This window comes from Pseudobacter ginsenosidimutans (assembly GCF_007970185.1).
GTDB lineage: Bacteria > Bacteroidota > Bacteroidia > Chitinophagales > Chitinophagaceae > Pseudobacter > Pseudobacter ginsenosidimutans.
On sequence record NZ_CP042431.1, the window covers coordinates 2511731 to 2535216 of the forward strand.

At 47.1% G+C, this 23486-nt stretch carries 20 protein-coding genes and 1 riboswitch; of the genes, 13 read left to right on the forward strand and 7 right to left on the reverse strand.

Features of this window, described 5'->3' with window-relative positions; translation table 11 throughout:
* Nucleotides 1–48: 48 nt before the first annotated feature.
* The 12 genes from FSB84_RS10300 to FSB84_RS10355 all read left to right on the forward strand — a co-directional run bounded on the left by FSB84_RS10300 (nt 49) and on the right by FSB84_RS10355 (nt 13575).
* A complete protein-coding gene (locus FSB84_RS10300; RefSeq protein WP_158643833.1) occupies nt 49–942 on the forward strand; it encodes an ROK family protein in 894 nt (297 codons plus the stop codon).
* Nucleotides 923–1948: a LacI family DNA-binding transcriptional regulator gene (locus tag FSB84_RS10305; protein WP_130541641.1), complete on the forward strand. Its 1026-nt coding sequence runs from the start codon at nt 923–925 to the stop codon at nt 1946–1948. Before FSB84_RS10300 ends, FSB84_RS10305 begins: the two co-directional genes overlap by 20 nt.
* Before the next feature lie 73 nt (nt 1949–2021).
* Complete coding sequence (locus FSB84_RS10310; RefSeq protein ID WP_130541640.1) at nt 2022–2249, forward strand: hypothetical protein; 228 nt, start codon at nt 2022–2024, stop codon at nt 2247–2249.
* Nucleotides 2250–2283: 34 nt separating this feature from the next.
* Nucleotides 2284–2856, forward strand: a complete 573-nt coding sequence (locus FSB84_RS10315) for an RNA polymerase sigma-70 factor (RefSeq protein WP_130541639.1) — start codon at nt 2284–2286, stop codon at nt 2854–2856.
* Nucleotides 2857–3106: 250 nt separating this feature from the next.
* A complete protein-coding gene (locus FSB84_RS10320; RefSeq protein ID WP_130541638.1) occupies nt 3107–3316 on the forward strand; it encodes a type II toxin-antitoxin system Y4mF family antitoxin in 210 nt (69 codons plus the stop codon).
* Nucleotides 3309–3641 carry a HipA N-terminal domain-containing protein gene (locus FSB84_RS10325; protein WP_130541637.1) on the forward strand — a complete coding sequence of 111 codons (333 nt, stop codon included), beginning with the start codon at nt 3309–3311 and terminating at the stop codon, nt 3639–3641. The genes FSB84_RS10320 and FSB84_RS10325 overlap by 8 nt, the downstream gene beginning before the upstream one ends.
* Nucleotides 3641–4564, forward strand: a complete 924-nt coding sequence (locus FSB84_RS10330) for a HipA domain-containing protein (RefSeq protein WP_130541636.1) — start codon at nt 3641–3643, stop codon at nt 4562–4564. Before FSB84_RS10325 ends, FSB84_RS10330 begins: the two co-directional genes overlap by 1 nt.
* Nucleotides 4565–4871: 307 nt before the next feature.
* On the forward strand, nt 4872–5846 hold the full coding sequence (locus tag FSB84_RS10335) for a ribonucleotide-diphosphate reductase subunit beta (RefSeq protein WP_130541635.1): 975 nt from the start codon (nt 4872–4874) through the stop codon (nt 5844–5846).
* Between the two features lie 45 nt (nt 5847–5891).
* Nucleotides 5892–7607 carry a ribonucleoside-diphosphate reductase subunit alpha gene (locus FSB84_RS10340; RefSeq protein WP_130541634.1) on the forward strand — a complete coding sequence of 572 codons (1716 nt, stop codon included), beginning with the start codon at nt 5892–5894 and terminating at the stop codon, nt 7605–7607.
* Nucleotides 7608–7726: 119 nt separating this feature from the next.
* A riboswitch (cobalamin riboswitch) is annotated at nt 7727–7920 on the forward strand.
* Between the two features lie 179 nt (nt 7921–8099).
* Nucleotides 8100–10424 carry a 5-methyltetrahydropteroyltriglutamate--homocysteine S-methyltransferase gene (metE, locus tag FSB84_RS10345; RefSeq protein ID WP_130541633.1) on the forward strand — a complete coding sequence of 775 codons (2325 nt, stop codon included), beginning with the start codon at nt 8100–8102 and terminating at the stop codon, nt 10422–10424.
* Between the two features lie 61 nt (nt 10425–10485).
* Complete coding sequence (locus tag FSB84_RS10350; RefSeq protein WP_165434912.1) at nt 10486–10866, forward strand: acyl-CoA thioesterase; 381 nt, start codon at nt 10486–10488, stop codon at nt 10864–10866.
* A 150-nt stretch (nt 10867–11016) separates the two neighbouring features.
* Complete coding sequence (locus FSB84_RS10355; protein WP_130541631.1) at nt 11017–13575, forward strand: zinc-dependent metalloprotease; 2559 nt, start codon at nt 11017–11019, stop codon at nt 13573–13575.
* Nucleotides 13576–13640: 65 nt separating this feature from the next.
* On the opposite strand, the gene FSB84_RS10360 is transcribed toward FSB84_RS10355, so the two are convergent.
* Entirely contained in the window at nt 13641–14681 is a 1041-nt protein-coding gene (locus tag FSB84_RS10360; RefSeq protein WP_130541630.1) for a class 1 isoprenoid biosynthesis enzyme, read from the reverse strand.
* A gap of 41 nt (nt 14682–14722) precedes the next feature.
* Nucleotides 14723–15772 carry an ATP-grasp domain-containing protein gene (locus FSB84_RS10365; RefSeq protein WP_130541629.1) on the reverse strand — a complete coding sequence of 350 codons (1050 nt, stop codon included), beginning with the start codon at nt 15770–15772 and terminating at the stop codon, nt 14723–14725.
* Between the two features lie 162 nt (nt 15773–15934).
* Between FSB84_RS10365 and FSB84_RS10370 the strand changes: the two genes are divergently transcribed.
* On the forward strand, nt 15935–16870 hold the full coding sequence (locus FSB84_RS10370; protein WP_130541628.1) for a ring-cleaving dioxygenase: 936 nt from the start codon (nt 15935–15937) through the stop codon (nt 16868–16870).
* Between the two features lie 88 nt (nt 16871–16958).
* On the opposite strand, the gene FSB84_RS10375 is transcribed toward FSB84_RS10370, so the two are convergent.
* From FSB84_RS10375 to FSB84_RS10390, 5 genes are all read right to left on the reverse strand, one after another.
* Complete coding sequence (locus FSB84_RS10375; protein WP_130541627.1) at nt 16959–18101, reverse strand: efflux RND transporter periplasmic adaptor subunit; 1143 nt, start codon at nt 18099–18101, stop codon at nt 16959–16961.
* Nucleotides 18102–18107: 6 nt separating this feature from the next.
* Nucleotides 18108–21164, reverse strand: a complete 3057-nt coding sequence (locus FSB84_RS31405; protein WP_262713802.1) for a CusA/CzcA family heavy metal efflux RND transporter — start codon at nt 21162–21164, stop codon at nt 18108–18110.
* The gene (locus tag FSB84_RS31410) at nt 21161–22462 is read right to left on the reverse strand and encodes an efflux RND transporter permease subunit (RefSeq protein WP_262713803.1); all 1302 of its coding nucleotides are present in this window, start codon (nt 22460–22462) and stop codon (nt 21161–21163) included. Before FSB84_RS31410 ends, FSB84_RS31405 begins: the two co-directional genes overlap by 4 nt.
* 94 nt (nt 22463–22556) lie before the next feature.
* Nucleotides 22557–22919: a hypothetical protein gene (locus FSB84_RS10385; RefSeq protein ID WP_130541625.1), complete on the reverse strand. Its 363-nt coding sequence runs from the start codon at nt 22917–22919 to the stop codon at nt 22557–22559.
* Nucleotides 22920–23066: 147 nt separating this feature from the next.
* Nucleotides 23067–23483, reverse strand: coding sequence for an EamA family transporter (locus tag FSB84_RS10390; protein ID WP_130541624.1), 417 nt, complete (start codon nt 23481–23483; stop codon nt 23067–23069).
* Between the last annotated feature and the right edge of the window lie 3 nt (nt 23484–23486).

Below are 23486 nucleotides of genomic sequence, written 5' to 3' on the forward strand. Positions count from 1 at the left end.
GCGGGTAAGGGAATAGCGGCTTCAACAGGTAGAAGTGACATTAAGGATATGAACAATTCACTCATGGCCGGTGTGGACATCGGAGGATCGCATATCACGGCGGCCCTGTTGGATACGGCAACCGGCGCTATCGTTCCTGAAACCTGGCAAAGGAACTCCGTACCTGCTGCCGGCACTGTTGAAGAGATCATCGATGCCTGGAGCGCTGTGATCAGGGCAAGCTATGCAAGGCAATCAACTCCTGTCCGCATAGGTATTGCAATGCCCGGTCCTTTCGATTATGAAGAAGGTATTTGTTATATCCGCGGCCAGCAGAAGTACGAAGCGCTCTATGGTCTCAACATCAAAGAATTGCTGGCAGAACGTTTAGGTTGTTCAAAAGATAAGATCCGGCTAACCAATGATGCTGCTTGTTTTTTGCAGGGCGAAGTTTTTGCCGGCGCAGCAAAGGGCCATGCAGCAGTGATTGGGCTTACGCTGGGCACAGGACTTGGCTCAGCTACTTTCTTTCAACATCATGTTGAGGATGCTGCCTGGTGGAATGCTCCATTCAAAGAGAGTATTGCAGAAGATTATTTATCGTCCCGCTGGTTCGTACACCGATATCAGCTACTCACTTCGCATTCCGTTCCGAATGTACAGCAGTTGCTGAACACTGGCGATGAAAAGAATATCCGGTATGTTTTTGATGAATTTGGTGTTAACCTGGGTACATTTCTTCAGCAAAGGTTGCGGGAGCAGCCGGCTGAACTGATCATAATCGGTGGCAATATTGCCCAGGCATTTTCGCTGTTTGAGAAAACCCTGCATGATACTTTACGGATCTCTGGTATTCAAACGCCCGTAAAGCAGGCGATACTCGGAGAACAGGCAGCGCTCATTGGCGCGGCTACTGCCGGCCTGGAAGGAAAGTTCAACCCACATGAAAAATATCACTATTAAAGATATCGCCCTCAAAGCCGGTGTAGCTCCTTCCACCGTTTCTGCTGTGCTCAACGGGAAGACCCGGGAGAGCCGCATCAGTGAGCAACTGGCCAGCAGGGTGCGCGGCATCGCGGCCGATATGGGCTATCAACCCAATCAAACCGCGGTTGCCCTTCGTACAGGTAAGACACGTGTGCTGGGATTGATCGTGGAAGATATTTCGAATGTGTTCTTTGCATCACTCGCCAAGATCATAGAAGAGGAAGCTGATTCCATCGGATACAAAGTGCTTTATTGCAGTACTGAGAATAATGAAGAAAAAGCCCGCGAACGAATACGCATGCTCAGCCAGCGACAGGTAGACGGATTTCTCATTACACCAACGCCAGGCATGCGTGCTGAGATTGATAGACTCGCCAGCCAGCATAAACCACTCGTGCTGATGGACCGCTACTTTCCCGGTCTGTCTGTTCCGCATGTGGTAGTAGACAATTACGACGGTACGCAAATGGCCATGCAACACCTGCTGGAAAAAAGATATCGCCGCATCGCTTTCGTTACTATACTGCTGGACCAGGTGCAGATGCACCAACGCAGACAGGCGTATGAGGATAGTCTCCGCGTGGCAGGGATTCCTGTGGAAGAAAACCTTGTGCTGCAACTTCCCTATCACTGCAAACCCGAAGAATCCGTTCAGCAGATCCGTGAATTCATCAGCGAGAATCAGGGGCTGGACGCAATTTTTTTTGCCACCAACTATGTAGGCGTGTATGGGCTGGAAGCCATCAAAGACCTGGGACTTTCCATTCCAGGTCAACTGGCTGTTATCTGTTTCGACGATCACGATATTTTCCGCCTTTATTCACCCGCCATTACCATTGTGAAACAACCGGTGGCCCTGATTGCACAAACCGCTATGCAGTTACTGATCAGGCAGTTTGAGAAAGGCGCCGGAACGCCCCGGTCTTCGGGCAGCTTCCAGGTTTTGCAGCCTGCTCAACTGGTGATCAGGGCATCGACATAAAAAAAGAAAAAATATTTTTCACAGGGATAGCGGTGGCCGCCGTTCCAGGTGACATTAAACATAATGAGCTATTATGGAAGCGAAAACGCTAAGTCAGGTAACTGATGTTACACAGCCAGATTGGCTCACAGGCGAGGAATACCTGTTGTTTGAAGAGTGGTACCATGGGTGCGAAAGCAATTCCGGATTGTTACAGCAATTGAGCGGAGCTGAGTTGCTGGCCATGAAGCAACAACAGTTTCAGTTTATCACAGAAAGACTGAATCCGAAGAAAAATAAACTTGTCCTGGTCGTTGTTTGATATTAATTTAGTTCATACCTATAATACGATTTGCATGTCTTGCTTGCCCCAGCACTATGCTAACCTTGATGACTCCCAGCTATTCAGGCTGGTGAAACAGGATGATATTAAAGCGTTCGAAGCGCTTTATAGTCGTTACTGGAGTGATCTGATCGATGCAGCTTACCGCCGGCTGCAATCCCGCGAGAAAGCTGAAGACATCATACAGGATATTTTCGTTAGCCTCTATCAGAAGAGACATACACTCGACATAACCGTTTCCCTCGAAGGATACCTCTACCAGTCCCTCCGATACAAAGTCCTGAACATGATCAGGGACGAATTGACCCGCACCGCCTGCAAGAAGAAGATTTTTTTTAAGGAGCAATGCAAAAACGATTCGGCTGAATATTGCGATGCAAAAGAATTGAACAACAGGATAGGGCGTGTGCTGAGCTCATTGCCCGATAAATGCCGTGAAGCATTCCTGCTGAGCAGGGAACAGAACCTCTCCAATAAAGACATCTCCCTTGGGATGAATATCTCCGTTAGCACCGTGGAAAAACATATCGGCAAAGCCTTGCGTATCCTGCGGAATAACCTGCGGGATTATTCATTTAATGTTTAATGGAAGTAAGGAAGACCGATTTGTCTTTCAGATAAACAGCAATCCACAATAGAGTAAATAGCGCTGCTACTACCGGAAAACGTCCCCACACTACTAAAGCCCATAATTTTATACCTGATAGGGTATAAAATTACTTAATTCCCTGTTTTTATACCCCATCAGGTATAAAATTTAAAATTTCTAATATTTTATACCTAATTAGGTATAAATAACTTCAAATTCGCTATCTTTATACCTAAATAGGTATAAAATGACAGCGCTTGCAAAACTGATCAAGGAAAAACGCAAGGCACTTCACCTCACACAATTTGACCTGTCTCAAAAATCAGGTTTAGGCCTGCGTCTGATCAGGGAAATAGAGCAAGGGAAAACTTCTATGCGTATGGATAAGGTAAACCAGTTACTGGATTTGTTTGGCATGGAATTGATCGCTGCTCCTAAACAAAGAGTGTATGAGTAAAACAGCTCAAATATTTTATCAGGAAAAATTAGCGGGCTTATTGACGGAATCTGACAGTGGATACGAGTTCGCTTATGACAGGGAATATCTCGCAGACGCTGCTGCCAGGCCGGTAAGCCTGACATTGCCATTGAGAACTGCTCCTTATCGAAGCAATACTTTATTTGCTTTTTTTGACGGACTTATTCCTGAAGGATGGTTGCTCGATATTGCCAAAGATCATTGGAAGGTGAACCGCAATGATCGCTTTGAATTATTACTACTCACATGCCGGGATGCTATTGGTGCAGTAAGCGTCATTCCCGTTGAAGAAAACGTTGTATAATGCCAAACTGTTTGATTTGTTACCAGGATGCAGCCGGCGATCATTTCCACGACAAATGCGCCAAAAAACTCTTTGGTACCACGGCAATGCCTACCCTGGAACTCGATAAACAATTATTGAAAGAGTTGGCGGAACAGACCATCAACCAGCGTATTGCAGTAACGGGCGTACAACCCAAGTTATCGGTTACCCTGGAAAAACATCAGGGCAATGGCCGGTTGACGATTGTTGGATTATGGGGTGAATTCATTCTTAAGCCGCAGCACGAAACATTACACTCGATGCCGGAGACGGAAGACCTGACTATGCATCTGGCAGGTATTTTTGATATAGAGGTTTGTGAGCATGCCCTAATGAGAGCCACTGACGGCTCACTTGTGTACCTGGCTAAACGATTCGACAGGGAAAAAGGACGAAAAATACATATCGAAGATTTCTGCCAACTGTCTGAGTTCCTGACAGAGAATAAATACAAAGGATCTTACGATAAAGCAGGGAAGCTCATTCTTACCTGGTGCACCAATACGGGTTTCGATAAGCTCCGCTATTTTGAATTATTGTTATTTAGTTACCTGAGCGGTAACAATGATATGCACCTGAAAAACTTTTCACTGATTCACCGGGATGGGAATATAGCGCTCAGTCCTGCTTATGACCTGTTGAATGTAAACCTCATTTTCCCCAAAGACCAGGAGGAGATGGCCTTACTGTTGAACGGAAGAAAGAAAAAAATTCAGCTAAGGGATTTTGAAGCGTTGGGAATTGTGTTGGGCATCCCTGATAAAGTAAGAGTCAACAGCTATAAAAAATTCAGTGGTAAGAACAAGGAGGTAGAGCAGATGATCAGAGCTTCGTTTCTACCTCCGGACCTGCAGGAACAGTATTGGCTGATCTGGAGCAAAAAGCAACAGATTTTTTCATAACCTGGAAAAGCAGGAAGCTCCTGGCCCGCAGATAACAGCGTCTGCGGGCCAGGCCATTTTTACCCAGCCATTACGTTTATTTCAAATGTGTTTCGGGCTAATTCAGGCGTTCATTGAACTGTCAAACTCTCCGGAACTTTTATTCACAGCCTGTTGATTTCTTTATCCTCCGTCAATTAAATTTATTGTGAACTTTATTCAACTGCATTACGCAATATTTCCTTTTATATAGGGTCATACGTTAGGGATCAAATCAGACAAAATGTTTGGTCCCAGGGGATTGTATCACGATTAAAGAAATTGATTTATGGGATTATTTGACAAGAGGGTTCAGTACAAACCATTTGAATATCCGGAGGTACTCCAGTACACATCGGCCATCAACAAATCCTTCTGGGTTCACTCGGAAGTTGACTTTACGGCCGATATCCAGGATTTTCATGCACACCTGACCCCTGCGGAACAGAATGCTGTGAAGAACAGCCTGCTTTCCATTGCCCAGGTGGAAGTGGCAGTAAAATCTTTCTGGGGCAACCTTTACCATCATTTTCCCAAGCCCGAGATCAATGGGCTGGGTTCTACCTTCGCCGAGTGCGAATTCCGTCACTCCGAAGCGTATTCACGCCTGCTGGAAGTGCTTGGTTACAACAATGAATTCGAAAACCTCCTGAAAGTTCCGGTGATCCAGGAGCGTATCAACTATCTGTCAGCCGCGCTGGCCAATACCAAATCCACCGACAAAAAAGAATATACTGTTTCGCTCATCCTCTTCAGTCTCCTGATCGAGAACGTGAGCCTCTTCAGTCAGTTTGCCATCATCCTGGCCTTTACCAGGTTCAAAGGACTGATGAAGAACGTGAGCAATATCATCGCCTGGACTTCAGTGGACGAGCAGATCCACGCCAATGCCGGTATTTTCCTCATCAATAAACTGAAGGAAGAATATCCGGAGATTTTCACGCCTGATACCATCAGCCATGTGCATGATATCGTTAAGCAATCCATCGAAACGGAAAGCCGTATGCTGGACTGGATCTTCAATGCAGGTAATATCGAGATCGTGAACAAACAAGATCTCACCAACTTCATGAAGAGAAGGGCTGATGACAGCCTGCAACAGATCGGAATGCCAGCCATCTTCAACGTTACTGCCAAAGAAGCCGGGGCCATGTTGTGGTTTGAAGAGGAAGTATTCTCCAATAGTCTGGACGACTTCTTTGCCAAGAGGCCCGTTGAATATACCAAGTTCGACAAGAGCATTTCTGCTCACGATTTGTTTTAATTGATTGAGATTAGTGTTTATCCAAACCCATTAAATCTTTTGTGTATGACAACATTATTTGAAACTGCCGCACCAGCTGCGGACCAATTACCAGATATAGCCGGCAAATATGAGCAGGAAAAATTGTGGTGGAAGAATGAAGAAAGTGAACAGATCCTGAACAGGGGCTATCTGCTGAAAGGGGAGACTGTTGAAGGTGCTATCGAACGTATCTGCAGCGCTGCAGCGCAACGTTTGTACAAGCCGGAGCTGAAAGATGCTTTCAAAGAAATGGTGGAAAGAGGATGGATGAGCCTCAGCTCTCCCATCTGGGCCAATATGGGTACGGAAAGAGGATTGCCTATCTCCTGCTTCAACGTACACGTTCCCGATCATATCGAAGGCATCACCCACAAACTGGGTGAAGTGATCATGCAAACCAAGCTCGGCGGCGGAACCTCCGCTTACTTCGGCGCCCTCCGCGAACGCGGAAGCGCAGTGACCGACAATGGTAAGAGCAGTGGAGCCGTTAGTTTCATGCGCCTTTTCGATACAGCCATGGACACCATCTCACAAGGTGGCGTTAGACGCGGCGCCTTTGCTGCCTACATGGATATCGATCACGGTGATATCGAAGAATTCCTCTCTATCAAAGATATCGGTCACCCCATCCAGAATCTTTTCTACGGTGTTTGTGTGCCCGACTATTGGATGCAGGATATGATCGATGGAGATATGAAGAAAAGGGAGATCTGGGCCAAAGTGCTTGAAAGCCGCCAGCAGAAAGGACTTCCATATATCTTCTTCTCCGATAACGTGAACAGGAACAAACCACAGGTATACAAAGACCAGAACCTGACCATTCACGCCAGCAATCTCTGTTCCGAGATCATGCTGCCCTCTTCCATCGACGAGTCATTCATCTGCTGCCTCTCCTCCATGAACCTGGAGCTGTACGATGAATGGAAAGATACCAATGCAGTGAAGCTGGCAGTATTCTTCCTCGATGCAGTATTGCAGGAATTCATCGCCAAAACTGAAGGCAATCACTATCTCGAAGCAGCCAACAAGTTTGCCAAAAGACACCGCGCGCTCGGATTAGGCGTACTGGGATGGCATTCTTACCTGCAAAAGAATATGATACCGTTTGAAGGACTGCGCGCCAAGCAACTGACCGCCGCCATTTTCAAAGACATCCAGGAGAAAGCCAACAAGGCCAGCAAAGACCTGGCATGGATCTATGGCGAACCCGATCTGTTGAAAGGATACGGCAAGAGGAACACCACTTTGCTGGCCATCGCTCCAACAACTTCTTCCAGCGCGATCCTCGGACAAACATCACCCGGCATCGAGCCATTCAGCAGCAACTATTACAAAGCAGGTCTTTCCAAAGGCAACTTCATGCGCAAGAACAAATACCTGAAAGAACTGCTGGTGAAGAAAGGCATCGATAATGAAGATACATGGCGCGGCATTATGCTGAACCATGGTAGCGTACAGCACCTGAAAGAGCTGACACAGGATGAAAAAGATGTGTTCAAAACATTCAAGGAGATCAGTCAGCTGGAAATCATCCAACAGGCTTCCATCCGTCAGCAATATGTTGACCAGAGCCAGAGCCTGAACCTGAACATCCCTTCGGATCTTCCCGTAAGAGAAGTGAACAAACTGCTGATCGAAGCCTGGAAACTGGGTGTTAAGACCCTGTACTACCAGCGCAGCCAAAGCGTTTCAAAAGAAATGGTCACCAACCTGGTGAGCTGCAAAAGCTGCGAAGCATAGACTTATCTTTCTATAGTATATCGAAGGCGCACCTCTTGCAGGTGCGCTTTTGCTTTTCAGATCAACCTCTTCATTTCCTGCAAATGCACTAATTTGCATCCTCAAGTTCTTTTCTATACATCTTATCAAACAGTATAGGTTCCCATGTAAGATGGGATTAATAGGGAATTGTGTGCGAATCACAAGCTGTCCCGCAACTGTAAGTAACATACCTGAGTTTTTACCCTCGTTGTCCACTGTTCCGCAAACACGGAATGGGAAGGACGGTAGAAACGTTACAAGCCAGGAGACCTGCCTTTATTGAATTTGACAGTGCTTTCGTGGAAAGAAGCGATTGTTGAATTGATATGCTCCAACACATACCGCTTTAGCTTCAGCTGGTAATGTGATCGCATGCGCATATCCATCTCTTCCGTCTTTCTTCTTTTTCATTATTGCATTCCTGTTTAGCAAAGAGCTTTTAACTGATTCATCATCTTTAAAAGCGAGAACATGCAAACACAAAACCTCGGCTACCCGCGGATTGGCAGCCAAAGAGAACTCAAGAAAGCATCAGAGCAGTACTGGGCCGGAAAACTGAGTGCACAGCAACTGATGCAAACCGGTAGCGCCATCAGGCTGCACAACTGGAAACTGCAAAAAGATGCCGGTATCGATCTCATTCCCTGCAATGATTTTTCTTTTTATGACCAGGTGCTGGACACCAGTTTGATGGTTGGGGCTATCCCTGCCCGTTACCACGACCTTGTGCAGGAGAAACAGCTGCCGCATATCGATCTGCTCTTCGCCATGGCCAGGGGCTATCAGAAAGATGGCTATGATATCACTGCCATGGAAATGACCAAATGGTTCGATACCAATTATCATTACATCGTTCCGGAATTCACAGCCAATCAGCAGTTCACTTTGTTCAGCAACAAAGCGCTGAATGAATTCAGTGAAGCAAGGCAGCATGGCATCCCGGCAAAGCCGGTGCTGCTCGGACCTGTTTCTTATCTCCTGCTGGGTAAAGAAAAGGAGCCAGGATTCCATCGCCTCGAACTGATCAAGAACCTGTTACCAGTGTACCTGGAAATGTTGAGCAAGCTTGAAGAGGCAGGCGCTTACTATATTCAGTTGGATGAGCCCTGTCTGTCACTTGACCTTACAGATGCCGAAAGGAAGGTGTTCACCAAAACCTACCAGGAGATCAGGAATAAATTCCCGCAACTGCAGCTCATACTTGCCAGTTATTTCGAATGTTATGGAGAGAATCTGGCAACAGTTCTGAGCCTCCCGGTACAGGTGCTGCACCTGGACCTCGTACGATGCCCTTCTCAACTGGATGATATTCTCGCCACGGAAATTGTACGTACCCGAACGGTCCTCTCTCTTGGTGTGGTGGATGGAAGGAATATCTGGAAAAATAATTTTGAGCATACCCTTGCACTGATCAATAAAGCTGTAGCCAAACTGGGTGCAGACAGGGTTTGGCTTGCGCCATCCTGTTCATTATTGCATGTTCCCTGTGACCTGGAATTGGAGAAAAATGAAAAAACACTCGCGCCGGAGATCAGGCAGTGGCTGGCATTCGCCAAACAGAAGATCGAAGAACTGGTTACACTCAAACAACTGGCGGCAGGAGAGAACAATGAAATAGCCAATGCCAGATTGAAAGAGAATATAACGGCTAATAATAACCGTAAAACATCTGCCCTGATCCATAATTCAACGGTGAAAGACCGGGTAGCGGCAATAACTCCAAAGGACGCATCCCGCAACAGTGTATTTGCTGATCGTAAAAAACTTCAGCATGAAGCATTGAAGCTGCCTTTGTTCCCTACCACTACTATCGGTTCTTTTCCGCAAACAGCTGAAGTGAGAAGCTGGCGGGCTAAATGGAAAAAGGGAGAGCTCACACAGGAACAATACGATGAACTGATCGAAAAGGAAACTGAAGCGAGTATCCGCTGGCAGGAAGAGATGGGGATCGATGTACTGGTCCATGGCGAATTCGAGCGCAATGATATGGTGGAGTATTTCGGCGAGCAGCTCAGTGGTTTCGTATTCTCTCAGAATGGCTGGGTGCAGAGCTATGGCAGCCGCTGCGTGAAGCCGCCCATCATTTATGGAGACGTGAGCCGCCCTGCTCCCATGACCATACGCTGGACATCCTATGCGCAATCACTCACGGGCAAACCCGTGAAAGGAATGCTCACCGGACCGGTCACGATACTGCAATGGAGCTTCGTGCGCAATGACCAGCCTCGCAGTGAAACCTGTACCCAGATTGCGCTTGCGATCAGGGATGAAGTAATTGGTTTGGAACAGTCCGGCATTGGCCTGATCCAAATTGATGAACCTGCCATTCGCGAAGGGCTTCCCTTGCGCAGGGAGCATTGGTCAGATTATCTCAACTGGGCTGTGCGTGCTTTCAGGATCTCAGCAAGTGGTGTGAAGGATGCCACGCAGATCCATACGCATATGTGTTATTCCGAGTTCAATGATATCATTTCACAGATCGCGGATATGGATGCCGATGTGATCACCATCGAGTGCAGCCGTTCACAAATGGAATTGCTGGATGCATTTGCTGAATTCAAATACCCCAATGAGATCGGACCGGGTGTGTATGATATTCACTCCCCGCGCGTGCCATCGAAAGAGGAAATGATTCGGCTCATGGAAAAAGCGAGGGCTGTCATACCTTCGGAACAACTCTGGGTGAACCCCGACTGCGGCCTGAAAACCCGCGGCTGGAGCGAAACCAAAGCAGCTTTGCAGGAAATGGTGGAAGCCGCCAGGGAACTGAGAAAGAACATGGCCGTTCAGGCATGATATATTTTTCCAACAGGCTGAATAGCCTCAGCCTGTTGGTTTCATTCATTAACAATAACTGATGAACCAGGAAAGAAGAGACCAATCCATTACAAGGATCTTTAAAGCAGTATTTCCAGACAGCACCAATCATTATGACACATTATTCGGAGGCACCGCCATGGCGCTGATGGACGAGGTTGCATTCATAACTGCTACGCGCTACAGCCGGCAACGCATGGTAACGGTGAGCAGCGACCGAATCGATTTCAAGATGCCGATCCCCGCAGGCACCATCATCGAGCTGGTGGGCATGGTATCCTATGTTGGCAATACCAGCCTGAAGGTAAAAGTGGAAGTGTTCATAGAACAGATGTACTCCAACGACAGGGACAGGGCCATCAGCGGCGAGTTTACATTTGTAGCCATAGATGAGAACAAGAAAGCAGCCAAAATATCATGATCTGAAAAGCTTCTTTTTTTCATTGACCGTCTGTCAATTTGAATAATTCTTTGCGATACTGGCCCCGCTATTTATGGCATTTACATAGTATATACCCGTTTTTGTCAAAGATTCGCATACTTTCATGGCACTTAAAAATTCGAACTATAGATGCGTAAAACAATTTTGCTGATGAGTGCCGGCCTTATGCTTGCTACGGCATCCATCGCTCAGCGGAAGAAAGGGCCAGCCCCCCAACCTGCTGATACTTCCAAGAAACCGGTGATGGCTCCTCCCGCACCTGGTATGATGGGTCGCCCCGGTGGCGCCCCCAAAGCTGGTCCTAAACCCTACGGTGAAGTGATCACTTCAAAAGCGACAACAAGAAAAGGAATGTTCATCGTGCACAAGCAGGATGACCGCTACCTTTTCGAGATCCCTGATTCCCTGATTGGCCGCGACGTTCTTGTTGTGAGCCGCATCTCCAAATCCGCTACCGGCGGACGCGCCCAGATGATGGGTTATGGTGGTGACCAGATCAATGAAACTGTGATCCGCTTTGAGAAAGGTCCGGACGATAAGATCTTCCTGAAGACCATTTCCTACACTGAACTGAGCACCGACTCTTCCGAGAACGGTATGTACAGATCAGTGATCAACTCTAACCTGCAACCAATTGCTGCAGTATTTGATGTAAAAGCATACAACAAAGGCGCTGTGATCGATCTTACCGATTATATTGCCGGCGACAATGATATCTTTTTCTTTGAAGCCAATGCTAAACGCGCTCTCGGCCTTAGTGCCATGACTCCTCCGGCCTCCTACATTACCGAGGTGAAATCTTTCCCTGGTAACGTGGAGATCAAAACTGTAAAAACCTACACCAAATCAAGTGGTGGCGGTATGTTGCCCGGCATGATGGGCGGTGGCGGAAGCACAGGACCTGCTACTTTCGAACTGAACACTTCTCTGGTACTGCTTCCTGCTGTTCCTATGAAGGCGCGTCATTACGATGACCGTGTTGGTTATTTCGCTACAGGTTATACTGACTTCGATGCCAACCCACAAGGTGTAAAGAAGATCAGCATGATCACACGCTGGAAACTCGAACCCAAACCTGAAGATGTAGAAAAATACAAAAGAGGTGAGCTGGTTGAACCACAAAATCCCATCGTTTACTATATCGATCCCGCTACTCCCAAAAAATGGGTTCCATTCCTGATCGCTGGTGTGAACGACTGGCAGGTTGCTTTCGAGAAAGCCGGTTTCAAAAATGCGATCTACGCCCTCGAAGCTCCAAAGAATGATTCTACCTGGAGTGTGGAAGATGCCCGTCACAATGTGATCGTGTACAAACCTTCCGATATTCCAAACGCCAGTGGCCCTCACGTTCATGATCCCCGCAGTGGTGAGATCATGGAAACACACGTGAACTGGTACCACAATGTGATGAACCTGCTGCGCAACTGGTACATGATCCAGGCTGCCGCTGTAGATCCCAAAGCACGCAAAATGCAATTCGATGATGAACTGATGGGTCAACTGATCCGTTTCGTATCATCTCATGAAGTAGGACATACCCTCGGTCTGCGCCACAACTTCGGCTCTTCTTCTACTGTTCCTGTTGAGAACCTGCGCAACAAAGCATGGGTTGAAGCCAATGGCCATACGCCTTCTATCATGGACTATGCACGTTTCAACTACGTAGCACAGCCGGAAGATGGTATTTCTGAAAAAGGAATTTTCCCACGTATCGGTGATTACGATATCTGGGCTATTGAATGGGGTTACAAATGGAAACCTGAATTCAAGACCGCTGCTGAAGAAACAACATGGTCCAATAAATGGATCATCGAAAGACTGAAGGCCAACAACCGTCTGTTCTTCGGTACTGAAATGGACCGTGACGATCCACGTTGTCAGAATGAAGACCTGGGCGATAATGCCATGAAAGCAAGCGCTTACGGTATCAAGAACCTGAAACGTGTACTGGCCGGTATTCCTGAGTGGTCCAAAGAACCCAATGAAGGTTATGACAACCTGGCTACACTTTACAAAGAAGTAGTAGGTCAGTATAGCCGCTACATGGGCCATGTTACAAAGAATATCGGTGGAATCGAAACTACACCCAAAAGCATCGAGCAGCCGGGTGCTGTTTATGAATTCACTTCCAAAGCCCGTCAGAAAGAAGCGATGGCATTCCTGCAGGAGCAACTGTTCACTACACCTTCCTGGTTACTGGATTACAAACTGATGCCCATCATTGGTGTAAATCCCGGTACACAACTGGCAGGTCTCCAGGCACAGGTAGCTGCCCGTTTGATGAATCCTTCCACTCTGGGTAAGCTGGATCTCTTTGAACAAACAAAAGGAAGCGCTGCCTACACTTCCACTGAAATGCTCAGTGATCTGAAGAAAGGAATCTGGAGTGAACTGGCTACCCGCAAAGCCATCGATCCTCAGCGCCGTATGCTGCAGAAAGGATATGTAGATGCACTGATCGCTATCGTTGCACCTGCTCCTGCACCTGCACAGAATATTGGCGGAATGCAGGTACAAATGAGCGGCGGCGGATCCAAGATCTCTGACGCAACTTCACTGCTGAAAGGCCACGCACGCAGCCTCATGGCTGAGATCAAAGCCGCAGCAGCTGCTGCTCCCAACCAGGCTACACGTCTGCACCTGCAGGATGTTGCCGGAAGGTTGAGCGATGCGCTGGATAAGAAATAAGCTTTTCTCTTTATACATGTGTTTAAGCAAAAGGGGTGATAGTTATCTATCGCCCCTTTCGCTTTTTATTTTTTTCCTGTATTGCATAGTTGCCGGACATAACCTACCCATCTCAATTGTTGACGCAGACTATCCATATCGCAGACCAGCTCTTTCCGGCTTGCTTCACTGAAAGGCTTTAGTATAGCCACTTCCCGTAACTGCTGCAAACTCATCCAGCCCATCGCATTGAGTGCATGCGTTCTGATCAGGAAATTTTTCCGGTTGTTTACCGGATAAGGCAACCGTGCTGTTTGCGTGTTGATGGACCTGACCTCATTCAGAAAGACGGCTTCCAGTTTTTCATAATTCCAGTAAAGATTGGGAATGGTATGAACCCCTTTCTGGAGGTCTTTCCATACATCGAATACATCATTGGTCAGTTGCATCAGTCCGGATACCGGATAGAGCAATGCTTCCATTGCTGCTCCGGGCCAGGATTCCAGCACCGAACAAAAAAGTAGAATACTGTAATAGCTTTTGTTGTAAGTGATCTGCGTAAGCTCCTCTTCGGATATTTCACTGTTGAATTGCTTCAATGATTGCAGTTCCCAATAAGCTCCTTCCTTCAGGTATTGAATGAAGCGGTCCCGTGCCGGTATTTCACGGAGAAGCTGTACGTACAAGGCATGTACAATGGAGTCGATCTTATTGGAAGGGGTATATTTTTCCGGTTCGGTGATCAATGCTTCAATCTGCGGATAGTCCAGTAATCGATCATCGAAAAGATCATCAAAGAGGGGCATGAAGATGCTAAGCTGAAGGATATTCCTGTGTTCGGAGGCATTGAGTTTTTTTTCCGGGATAAGGTAAATGTTTTCGCAGACCAGGTTAAGCGCAAGCTGATAATATTTTGTGATCCGCAGGATGTCTTTGGAAGAGAAACTGAATTGATCGGGAGGAACGATAGCAGCGATCAATGCAGGAATTTCTTCTTTACACTTTTTCTCCTGCAGCTTCATTTGCCTGTGCAGGCTGAACATATGCCGGGCAACAGTCAGCAGGCTGGTATTTGGCAAGCTAACTGTATCGGATAAACGACCGGTATTCTGTCGGAGTATCTCCATGGTCCTGAATTAATATGGCTAAAATACTTATTCGGGTTCAATTATCGCCAACGCTGACGCAGCAAGTTCAATAGCAGATCATTGAAGGTCCAGCCAATGCTGCGGGCAGCCATGGTGGTAAGACTGTCCTGGTCCCCACGATGCGGCCTGGAAGCACCTGTCATATTGGGCTTCATGTTGAGGTCGAAAAGGAAATATTTTCCTGCTGCATCGGCCCTGCAGTCTATGCGGATCGCAGCTTTGGCTCCTACCAGGCTGGCGGCTTTTTCACATGCATGGCAAAGCTGGGCAATATCCGGATTGAGCAATTCGAGCGGCGTCAATACCGCACTGTTGTTCACAACGGCCACCGTTCCATTATACGGCGCGATCCCTTCCTGGTGATTGAATCGTTTTACAGGAGGCAAACTCCAATAGTTGTCTTTTATTACAGCATGGTTGTTAATGCTGTATTCACCGGGTGGCATAACGGTGATGGTTAGTTCTTCTCCGGAAAGGAATTCTTCAACGTAAACTGCTGCACCGTAATCATTGGAAGAAAGCATTTCAGCAAGCGTCTTCGATAATTCAGTTTCATTTTTCACAACAGTAACTCCCTGGCTTCCCCGTCCGCGGATGGGTTTTGCTACTACCGGAAAGGGGAAGCCTGGTTTATATCCTGCAGCATTCCTGCTGTCTATTGTTACTGATCTTGGAATAGGAAGCTCATGATCTCTTAGCAGTTCATTGGTCACCAGTTTATCGTCGAAACGGTCAACGTTGGCGGGGATCTGTCCTACTACATAGATCCCTTTTTTGATGAACGCTTCTATAGGGTGACCGGTATACAATACTGTATTCAGCCAAATGGTATCGGCGCCTTTGTTGATGGCTTCCTGTATGCCATCTTTTGTATCAGGGAATACCCAGCCGGGATCATTTTCGATTGAAGGGTCGCTCAACGGCAATACAATGGAAACGCCGCAGCGCTGCAAGGTATACGCGATATCCGCTCCGCTGTCTGAATAGCCGCCTGGTTTCATTGGTTTGATGATCCCATTCCGTACTGGTGGTGATGCGGCCTGATAAACAACGGCAACTTTAGCTTCCATGATATTGCATTTTTCCTATTAAAGGTATGGTAATAGACAGGAAATGAGTTGGATATGTACCGGCTTCAATAATTCTTAATGTAGATTAATTCAAATTCTTAATGTATGTCATTGGTGAGAAGTTCGTAAGAGCTGAATTTTGTGTTATAAAATTGAATGACAATGAACGAACAAATACTTGGACTGCACCATATAACAGCAATAGCATCAAATGCACAAAGGAATCTCGATTTCTATACAAAAGTGCTTGGGCTGAGACTGGTCAAAAAGACTGTCAACTTCGATGATCCGGGTACTTACCATTTTTACTACGGAAATGAAGAAGGCACTCCCGGCACCATATTGACCTTCTTCCCCTGGCAACATATTGGTCAGGGCCGCAACGGAGTTGGCATGGCAACAGAGATCACATATGCTGTTCCTGAAAACAGTCTGAATGCATGGAAGGAACGTTTAACGAAGTTCGATGTTCCTTTTACTGAGGGAACAAGATTTGGTGAGCCTTATGTTTCTTTCAGTGATCCTGATGGGCTCAACCTGAGCCTGGTCGTTCCTGCCAAAGCAGACACAAGAACGCCCTGGCAAACTGAAGATGTAAAAGAAGACATCGCAACAAAAGGATTCCACAGTCTCACCTTGTCCTTGAGAAGGACTGATGGAACAGCTTCTGTGCTGACCGGTATATTCGGTTATCGTTTGCTGGCCCGGGAAGGGAACCGCTATCGTTACGTCACCGATGCTGTGGAGCATGCAGGCATCATCGATCTGCTGGAACTGCCTGATGGCAAGCCCGGTTACAATGCAGCAGGCACCAATCACCACGTTGCATTCAGGGTGGCCGATGATACCATCCTGATGAAATTCCGGGATAAAGTGGTAAGCAAGGGATTGCAGATCACTCCGAAGATAGACAGGGATTATTTCTTCTCCCTGTACTTCAGGGAACCCGGCGGTGTATTGTTCGAGATCGCAACAGACAATCCAGGATTTACAGTGGATGAACCATTGGATCAACTGGGAACAAACCTGAAACTGCCCAAACAGTATGAGCCTGTCAGGGCGGATATCGAAAAAGAATTACCTGAATTGGTTGGTTAATATAGGTTGTATATAAGCGGTTGTTTTAATTTTCATGGCTGAAATGAAGGCGTCTCAAATGCAGATTTGAGGCGCCCTCTACATTTGTTTAGCCTTCTTCTTCCGCGTTCATCAATTTCATCAGCAATGAAAAAGCGTTCTTCAGCACCAGCTTGGTGTCTGTGGTGATGTTCTTGCTTTCGATCTGTTGCCTGGCGCCATTCAGAACACCCGGAATAACTTCCGTCATGGTGAAATCGCCATTTTCTTTTTCCACAAATACATAATGTTTATTGGCCCAGCGAACAACAGCTTCTTCAGGTACTACAAGGCTTTTCACATCCTGAACAGCAACATCTCCATTCATGAACATTCCGGGAACCAATTCTGCTGCGTATTTATCAAAATGACAATGGATCTCTGTACTCCGGTTCTCATCAAATGTCCTGTTGATCAGGAATACTTTCGCGGCATATTTCTTTTCGGGGTTGTTATTGCTCCAGGCATACACTTTTTCGCCAACGGCGATTTTGGGAAGATCCTTTTCAAACACTTTTAAAGACAGGTGCAGGTCCGAAGGATCTATCAGCTCGAACAGAATATCCGTGGGCGATGTATACTTCCCGATGCTGATATTGATCTTAGAAACGAATCCGTTGATGGGCGACAAAACCGGAACCTCCTTTCGTATATTGCCCGGTGTTAGATTATTGGGATCGATTCCCAGCAGCTTGAGTTTTTCGGCCAGCGAACTGATCAGGATGTTCTCTTTGTCCATATCCGCTTTTGCCTGTTGGAACACTTTGTCGCTGCTGGCTTTGCTGCTGTTCAGGTAGCGTTGTCTTTCATATTCTTTTTCATAGAATGCGAAATTGGTCTTTGCGGTAAGATAATCCTGCTGCAGCTGAATGAATTGCATATCCTCTATGTATGCCAGCACCTGTCCTTTCTTTACGGACTTGCCCGGCAAGAGATTGGTAGACCTGATATAGCCGCCCAATGGAAAGCTGAGCTTCACCGTGTTTTGAGGAGGTGCATCCACCATACCCTGCAGGGCGATGGTGTTGCTGATGTTTTCATATTGGGGAAGTCCCACTTCAATTCCTGCACTGGATCGTTGTTGTACGCTCAGGGAAACTGTTTGCGAGATTTCAGAGAAATCTGTTTTGGGAACATTTTCTTTTTCTTCTTTCTTTCCGCCGCAGGCAGTCAGCAGAAATGCCACTACGCAGCTTAATATAGATTGTTTCATTTTTCCTTATTTATTGCTGAGTTTGTGTAATTGGATAAGAGCCTGGTTATAGTTGTTGAGTTGATCGATATATTGGTTCTGAATACCGATGGATTGATTCACGATCAACACCCATTGCAGATAATCGATCTCCCCTGCCAGGAACTGCTGGTCGGCTGTACTGATCAGCAGCGAAGCATTTTTGAGCCCGCTGGTTTCAAAATAATGGAGCGCTTCGCGGAATTTGTCCACTTCCTGTTTTGCGATCAGCAAATTGGTGCGGAGCTGCATTTCCACTTGCGTGGTTTCTTTTTGTTTGCTTTCCCAGGATAATTTAGCGGACTGCGCACGCGCTGCCTGTGCACCGTAGAACAGCGGTATGCTGATGCCTGCGCTGAAATAGCTGAAGCGATGTCCGCTATTGTAGAATTTCTCGTGACCATCGATATTCTGTACACCCTGAAGGCTCTGGTTATTGTAACCAATGGTAAGATCCGGTAATTGTTTTGCCTTTTCGAGTTTGAAGCGGTTGTACTCGTTGGCGGCAACCAATTGAGATCTTATATATACTGGTGACTCCTGGATCGAAGCAGACGGATCGTTCTGAAATGCTGTTGTTTCGAATTTGGGATCAACTGTTTCAGGAGCACGTGAAACTGAATCCTGGATCAGTAAATTGAAGCGGTTCAATACAATTGCAAGATCTGTTTCCAGTTGCCGCAATTGAATGCCGATCTGTTGGCGCTGTGTTTCCGCGGCTGTTTTTTCAAGGATATTGGCAGCGCCACTCTCAAACCTTTTGTTGGACGTAGATTCAAACAGGCGATACAAACTATCGGCATATTGCAGCAGCGTCTGTCGCTTTACCATCGATACATATTCAAAGAATGTAGCCCGCACCTGTGCATTCAATTCCAGCTCAGACAAGCGTGTGTCCTGTTGGGCAACCATGAAATCGGTCTTTAGTATCTTGGAACGATGCGCATATACTGATGGGAAATTGATAGTTTGGCTGATACCGATACGCGAATCATTGTAGGCGCTGTTTACTTTTCCATAATCTCCGGTGAGCTCCGTTTTGGCAGGATCAAACCCTGACCTGGTGAGCTTTTCAACGGACTGCTGGTTCAGCCTAGCGCTTTTCATTTGCAGGTTGTTGCGGGTGGCCAGTTGCAATGACTCCTGCAGGCTCACAGGAGTTTGTGCCGATGCAACGGCAGTAATCGACAGGAAAAGAACCATTGTGGCTACTGTTTTTTTCATACGGGTAATGGTTGCACGGTTAAACAATAAGTACAAAGCAGGCAATACAAATAGTGTGAGGAAAGTGGCAGAGATCAGTCCGCCAATCACCACTGTTGCCAGGGGACGCTGCACTTCTGCGCCTGCACCGTTGCTGGCAGCCATGGGAAGGAAACCAAGACTGGCCACAGCGGCAGTCATCAATACGGGCCGCAGGCGGTTACGCGTTCCTGTTAATACCAGTTCAAGTGTATCAGTGATATGACCATCCTTTTTGATGCGGTTGAATTCAGAGATGAGTACGATGCCATTCAGTACTGCCACGCCGAACAATGCAATGAAACCTACGCCTGCGGAGATACTGAAGGGCATATCCCGCATGGCCAGTGCAAATACGCCACCGATGGCCGAAAGCGGAATGGCTGTATAGATCAGTATGCTTTCTTTCAATGAGGAAAATGCAAAATACAGCATACCGAAAATGAGCAGGAGCGCTACCGGAACGGCGATGCTTAACCGCTTCCTGGCCTGTTGCAGGTTTTCGAATGCGCCTCCGAAACTGACGGTATAGCCGGCATCCATCTTCAAACTTTTTTCCACTTTTTGCTGCAACTCTTCAACAATGGATTGCACATCGCGCCCGCGTACATTGAATCCTACGATGATTCGTCTTCTCGTATTCTCTCGCTGGATCTGGTTGGGGCCTTCGATCTCATCGATGGAGGCCACCTGGTGCAATGGGATTTGCAGTCCGCCCGGAGTGGAGATCTGAAGGTTCCTTACATCTTCGATATTCCTTCTTCCTTCATCTCCCACTCTGATAGTAAGATCAAAACTTTTCTCGCCTTCATATACTTTCCCGGCAACAGCACCTGCAAATGCAGCGTGGATGGTGGTATTGATGTTCTCGATATCCAGTCCGTATTTCGCAATCTCATCCCTGTTGAAATCGACAACTATCTGCGGCATTCCCGTAACCGTTTCGATATACCAGTCCGCTGTTCCGTCTACAGTTTTCGCGATATTGCCCAGTTCGCCTGCATACGAAGCAAGTTTGTCGAGATCTTCACCGAAGATCTTGCAAACCACATCCTGCTTGGCGCCAGTCATCAATTCATTGAATCGCATTTGTACGGGATACTGGAAACCGGTAGTAACGCCGGGCACCACTTCCTGCGCAGTGGCCGACATCTTATCCGCCAGCTCTGCAAAGCTTTTTGCATTTGTCCATTTTTCTTTCTCTTTCAACACGATGATCATATCGCCACCCTCGATGGGCATCGGATCTGTAGGGATTTCTGCGCTCCCGATCCGGGATACGATCTTTTCCACTTCAGGATATTTTGCTTTCAGTGTATCCGAGATCCGATTGATAGCAGTGATGGTGGTGGAAAGATTGGCGCCTACCAGTAACCTTGTCTCCACCGCAAAATCACCTTCTTCCAGCTGCGGAATGAATTCTCCTCCCATACGATTGAAGATGATGATCGCAAAGGCGAACAGCAGGAAAGTGGCGGCCACTACCAGTTTGCGCACCATCAGCACTTTTCTCAGCGCCCGCTGATAGAGCAGTCCTGCCTTCTCCATGATCCTTTCAGAAATATTGAGTTTGTGCGGGATCTTCTTACTGATGAGCAGCGAGCTGATCATCGGAACATAAGTAAGGGAAAGGATGAATGCTCCTAGTATTGCGAAGGCCACTGTCTGTGCCATCGGCTTGAACATTTTGCCTTCGATGCCTGTAAGGGAAAGGATGGGCAGGTAAACGATCAGGATAATGATCTGTCCGAACACTGCGGCATTCATCATACGTGATGCAGAGGAAGAAACCGCTTCATTCATTTCGATCTGCGAGATCCTGTTGGTGTGCGAGAATTTTTGGAAGAATGGATATAATGCAGGATAGCTTCCACAATGATCACCGCTCCATCTACGATCAATCCGAAATCCAGCGCACCGAGGCTCATCAGGTTACCGCTCACACCGAAGAGATTCATCATTGCCACGGCGAATAGCATGGACAATGGGATCACGGAAGCCACAATCAGCCCTGCACGCAGGTTGCCGAGGAACAGCACCAGTACCAGCACAACAATCAACGCGCCTTCCAGTAAATTTTTTTCAACTGTTCCTATCGCATTGTTCACCATTTTGGTGCGGTCGAGGAATGGCTCTATCGCTATTCCTTCCGGTAATGATTTTTGAATGTCCATGATCCGGGCTTTCACCGTCCCGATCACCTGCGATGAATTGCCGCCTTTGATCATCATCACGATACCCCCGCATACTTCACCTTCACCGGCCATGGTGAGTGCCCCATAACGGACGGCAGAGCCGGGCCTCACTTCGGCAACATGACTGATCAGTACTGGTGTGCCGTTGTTCACTTTTACAACGATCTTATTGATGTCTTCAATCGTCTTTGTTAATCCCACGCTGCGAATGAACAATACAGCCGGTCCTTTCTCGATATAAGCGCCACCGGTGTTCTGATTATTCTTCTTCAGTGCGGTGAATACATCGGAGATGGTGATGTTCATTGCTTTCAGCCTGGCAGGGTTGACGGCTACTTCATATTGTTTCAGCATCCCTCCGAAAGTGGACACATCGGCTACGCCGGGAGTGCCGAGTAATTGTCTTTTCACCAACCAGTCCTGGATGGTCCTCAGGTCTGCGAGTGAATACTTCGATTCGTATCCTTTTTTTGTTCTGAGCACGTACTGGTAGATCTCTCCCAGCCCGGTGGTTACGGGAGCGAGAGAAGGTGTATTCGCGTTTTCGTTTATTTCAACCTGCGAAAGACGTTCGGTAACCTGTTGCCTGGCCCAGTAAACGTCCACATCATCGTCGAATACGATGGAGATCAGGGAGAGCCCGAAGCGCGACAGGCTCCGGCTTTCTTTCACTCCCGGCACATTGCTTACTGCCAGTTCAATGGGAAATGTAATGAGTCTTTCTACGTCTTCCGCCCCCAGAGAAGGGGCTGTGGTGATCACCTGCACCTGGTTATTGGTGATGTCCGGAACTGCGTCGATAGGCAATTGCGTCAGTTGCCAGGATCCGTAAACGATCCATACCAATGTAAATAGTGTAATGGCCAGTTTGTTCTTAACTGAAAATCTGATTATCCTGTTTAGCATACGGTCTGAGTATAAATGCACGAACGATTAACCACTTACCGGAATGGCAGTGGCATTACAAACAGCCTGAAAAGCTGTACGATGGCGTTGTGATCTATGCTCTGGGAGGACGGAAAAGCGATTGGCCCGCAGGGTTATAATAGAAATCCGGCTGTTCGATACCGAAATCTTTTTCGATGATCCAGTTATGCGGCGTGAGCGCGGGAAGTTTATGATTGGAGACGAAAAGAGTAGCCAGAATATTGATATCGTATTTCTTGAAGGGGAGCTGCATGTCCTTCTCGTCATCATCATCATTGAAATCCTCTCCCCAGTAGTGCATGGAAAGGTATTTCAGCATGCCCACTTCAGGATTGAGCGCCCTGTGCTCTTTGAAGTGCTCGAATAGCTTGGGCAATTTCACCAACTGTACCATATTGGTGGATTGACCGATCAGGACTAACAGTAATATGTGCAAAAAGCACTTTTTCACGGGACAAAGGTAATGGGGTGAGGGTACTTATGCAAAAGGAAACGGGATGGGTGGGATGAAATTTTGATTAAATAGGGTATGCATCATTGGAGAGAATGCGGATTTCTTATGGGGAGTGGCTGGGCTGATATCTTATTTCATAGCCAAAACAACTGTGCCCAAAACGATGAGACCGGCTCCAACAGCAGTTTTGAAAGATAATGATTCACCCAAAAATATTACTGCCAAAACAATGGCAATTGCTACGCTGAGTTTATCTACTGCCGCCACCTGCGCAACTTTTCCTGTTTGCAGGGCTTTAAAATAAAATAACCAGGAAAGCCCCGTGGCGATCCCGGAAATAGTAAGAAAAATAATATTCCGTTTCGATAGATCGTTGATTCCTTTGAACTCTCCTTTAGCGAGAATGATACTCCAGATCATGAGCAGGATTACGATCGTTCTGATACCGGTAGCAAGATTAGAATTGATATTGGTAATCCCTGCTTTGGCAAATATGGCGGTCAGCGCAGCAAACAAGGCTGATAAGAGCGAATAAAGTAGCCACATATA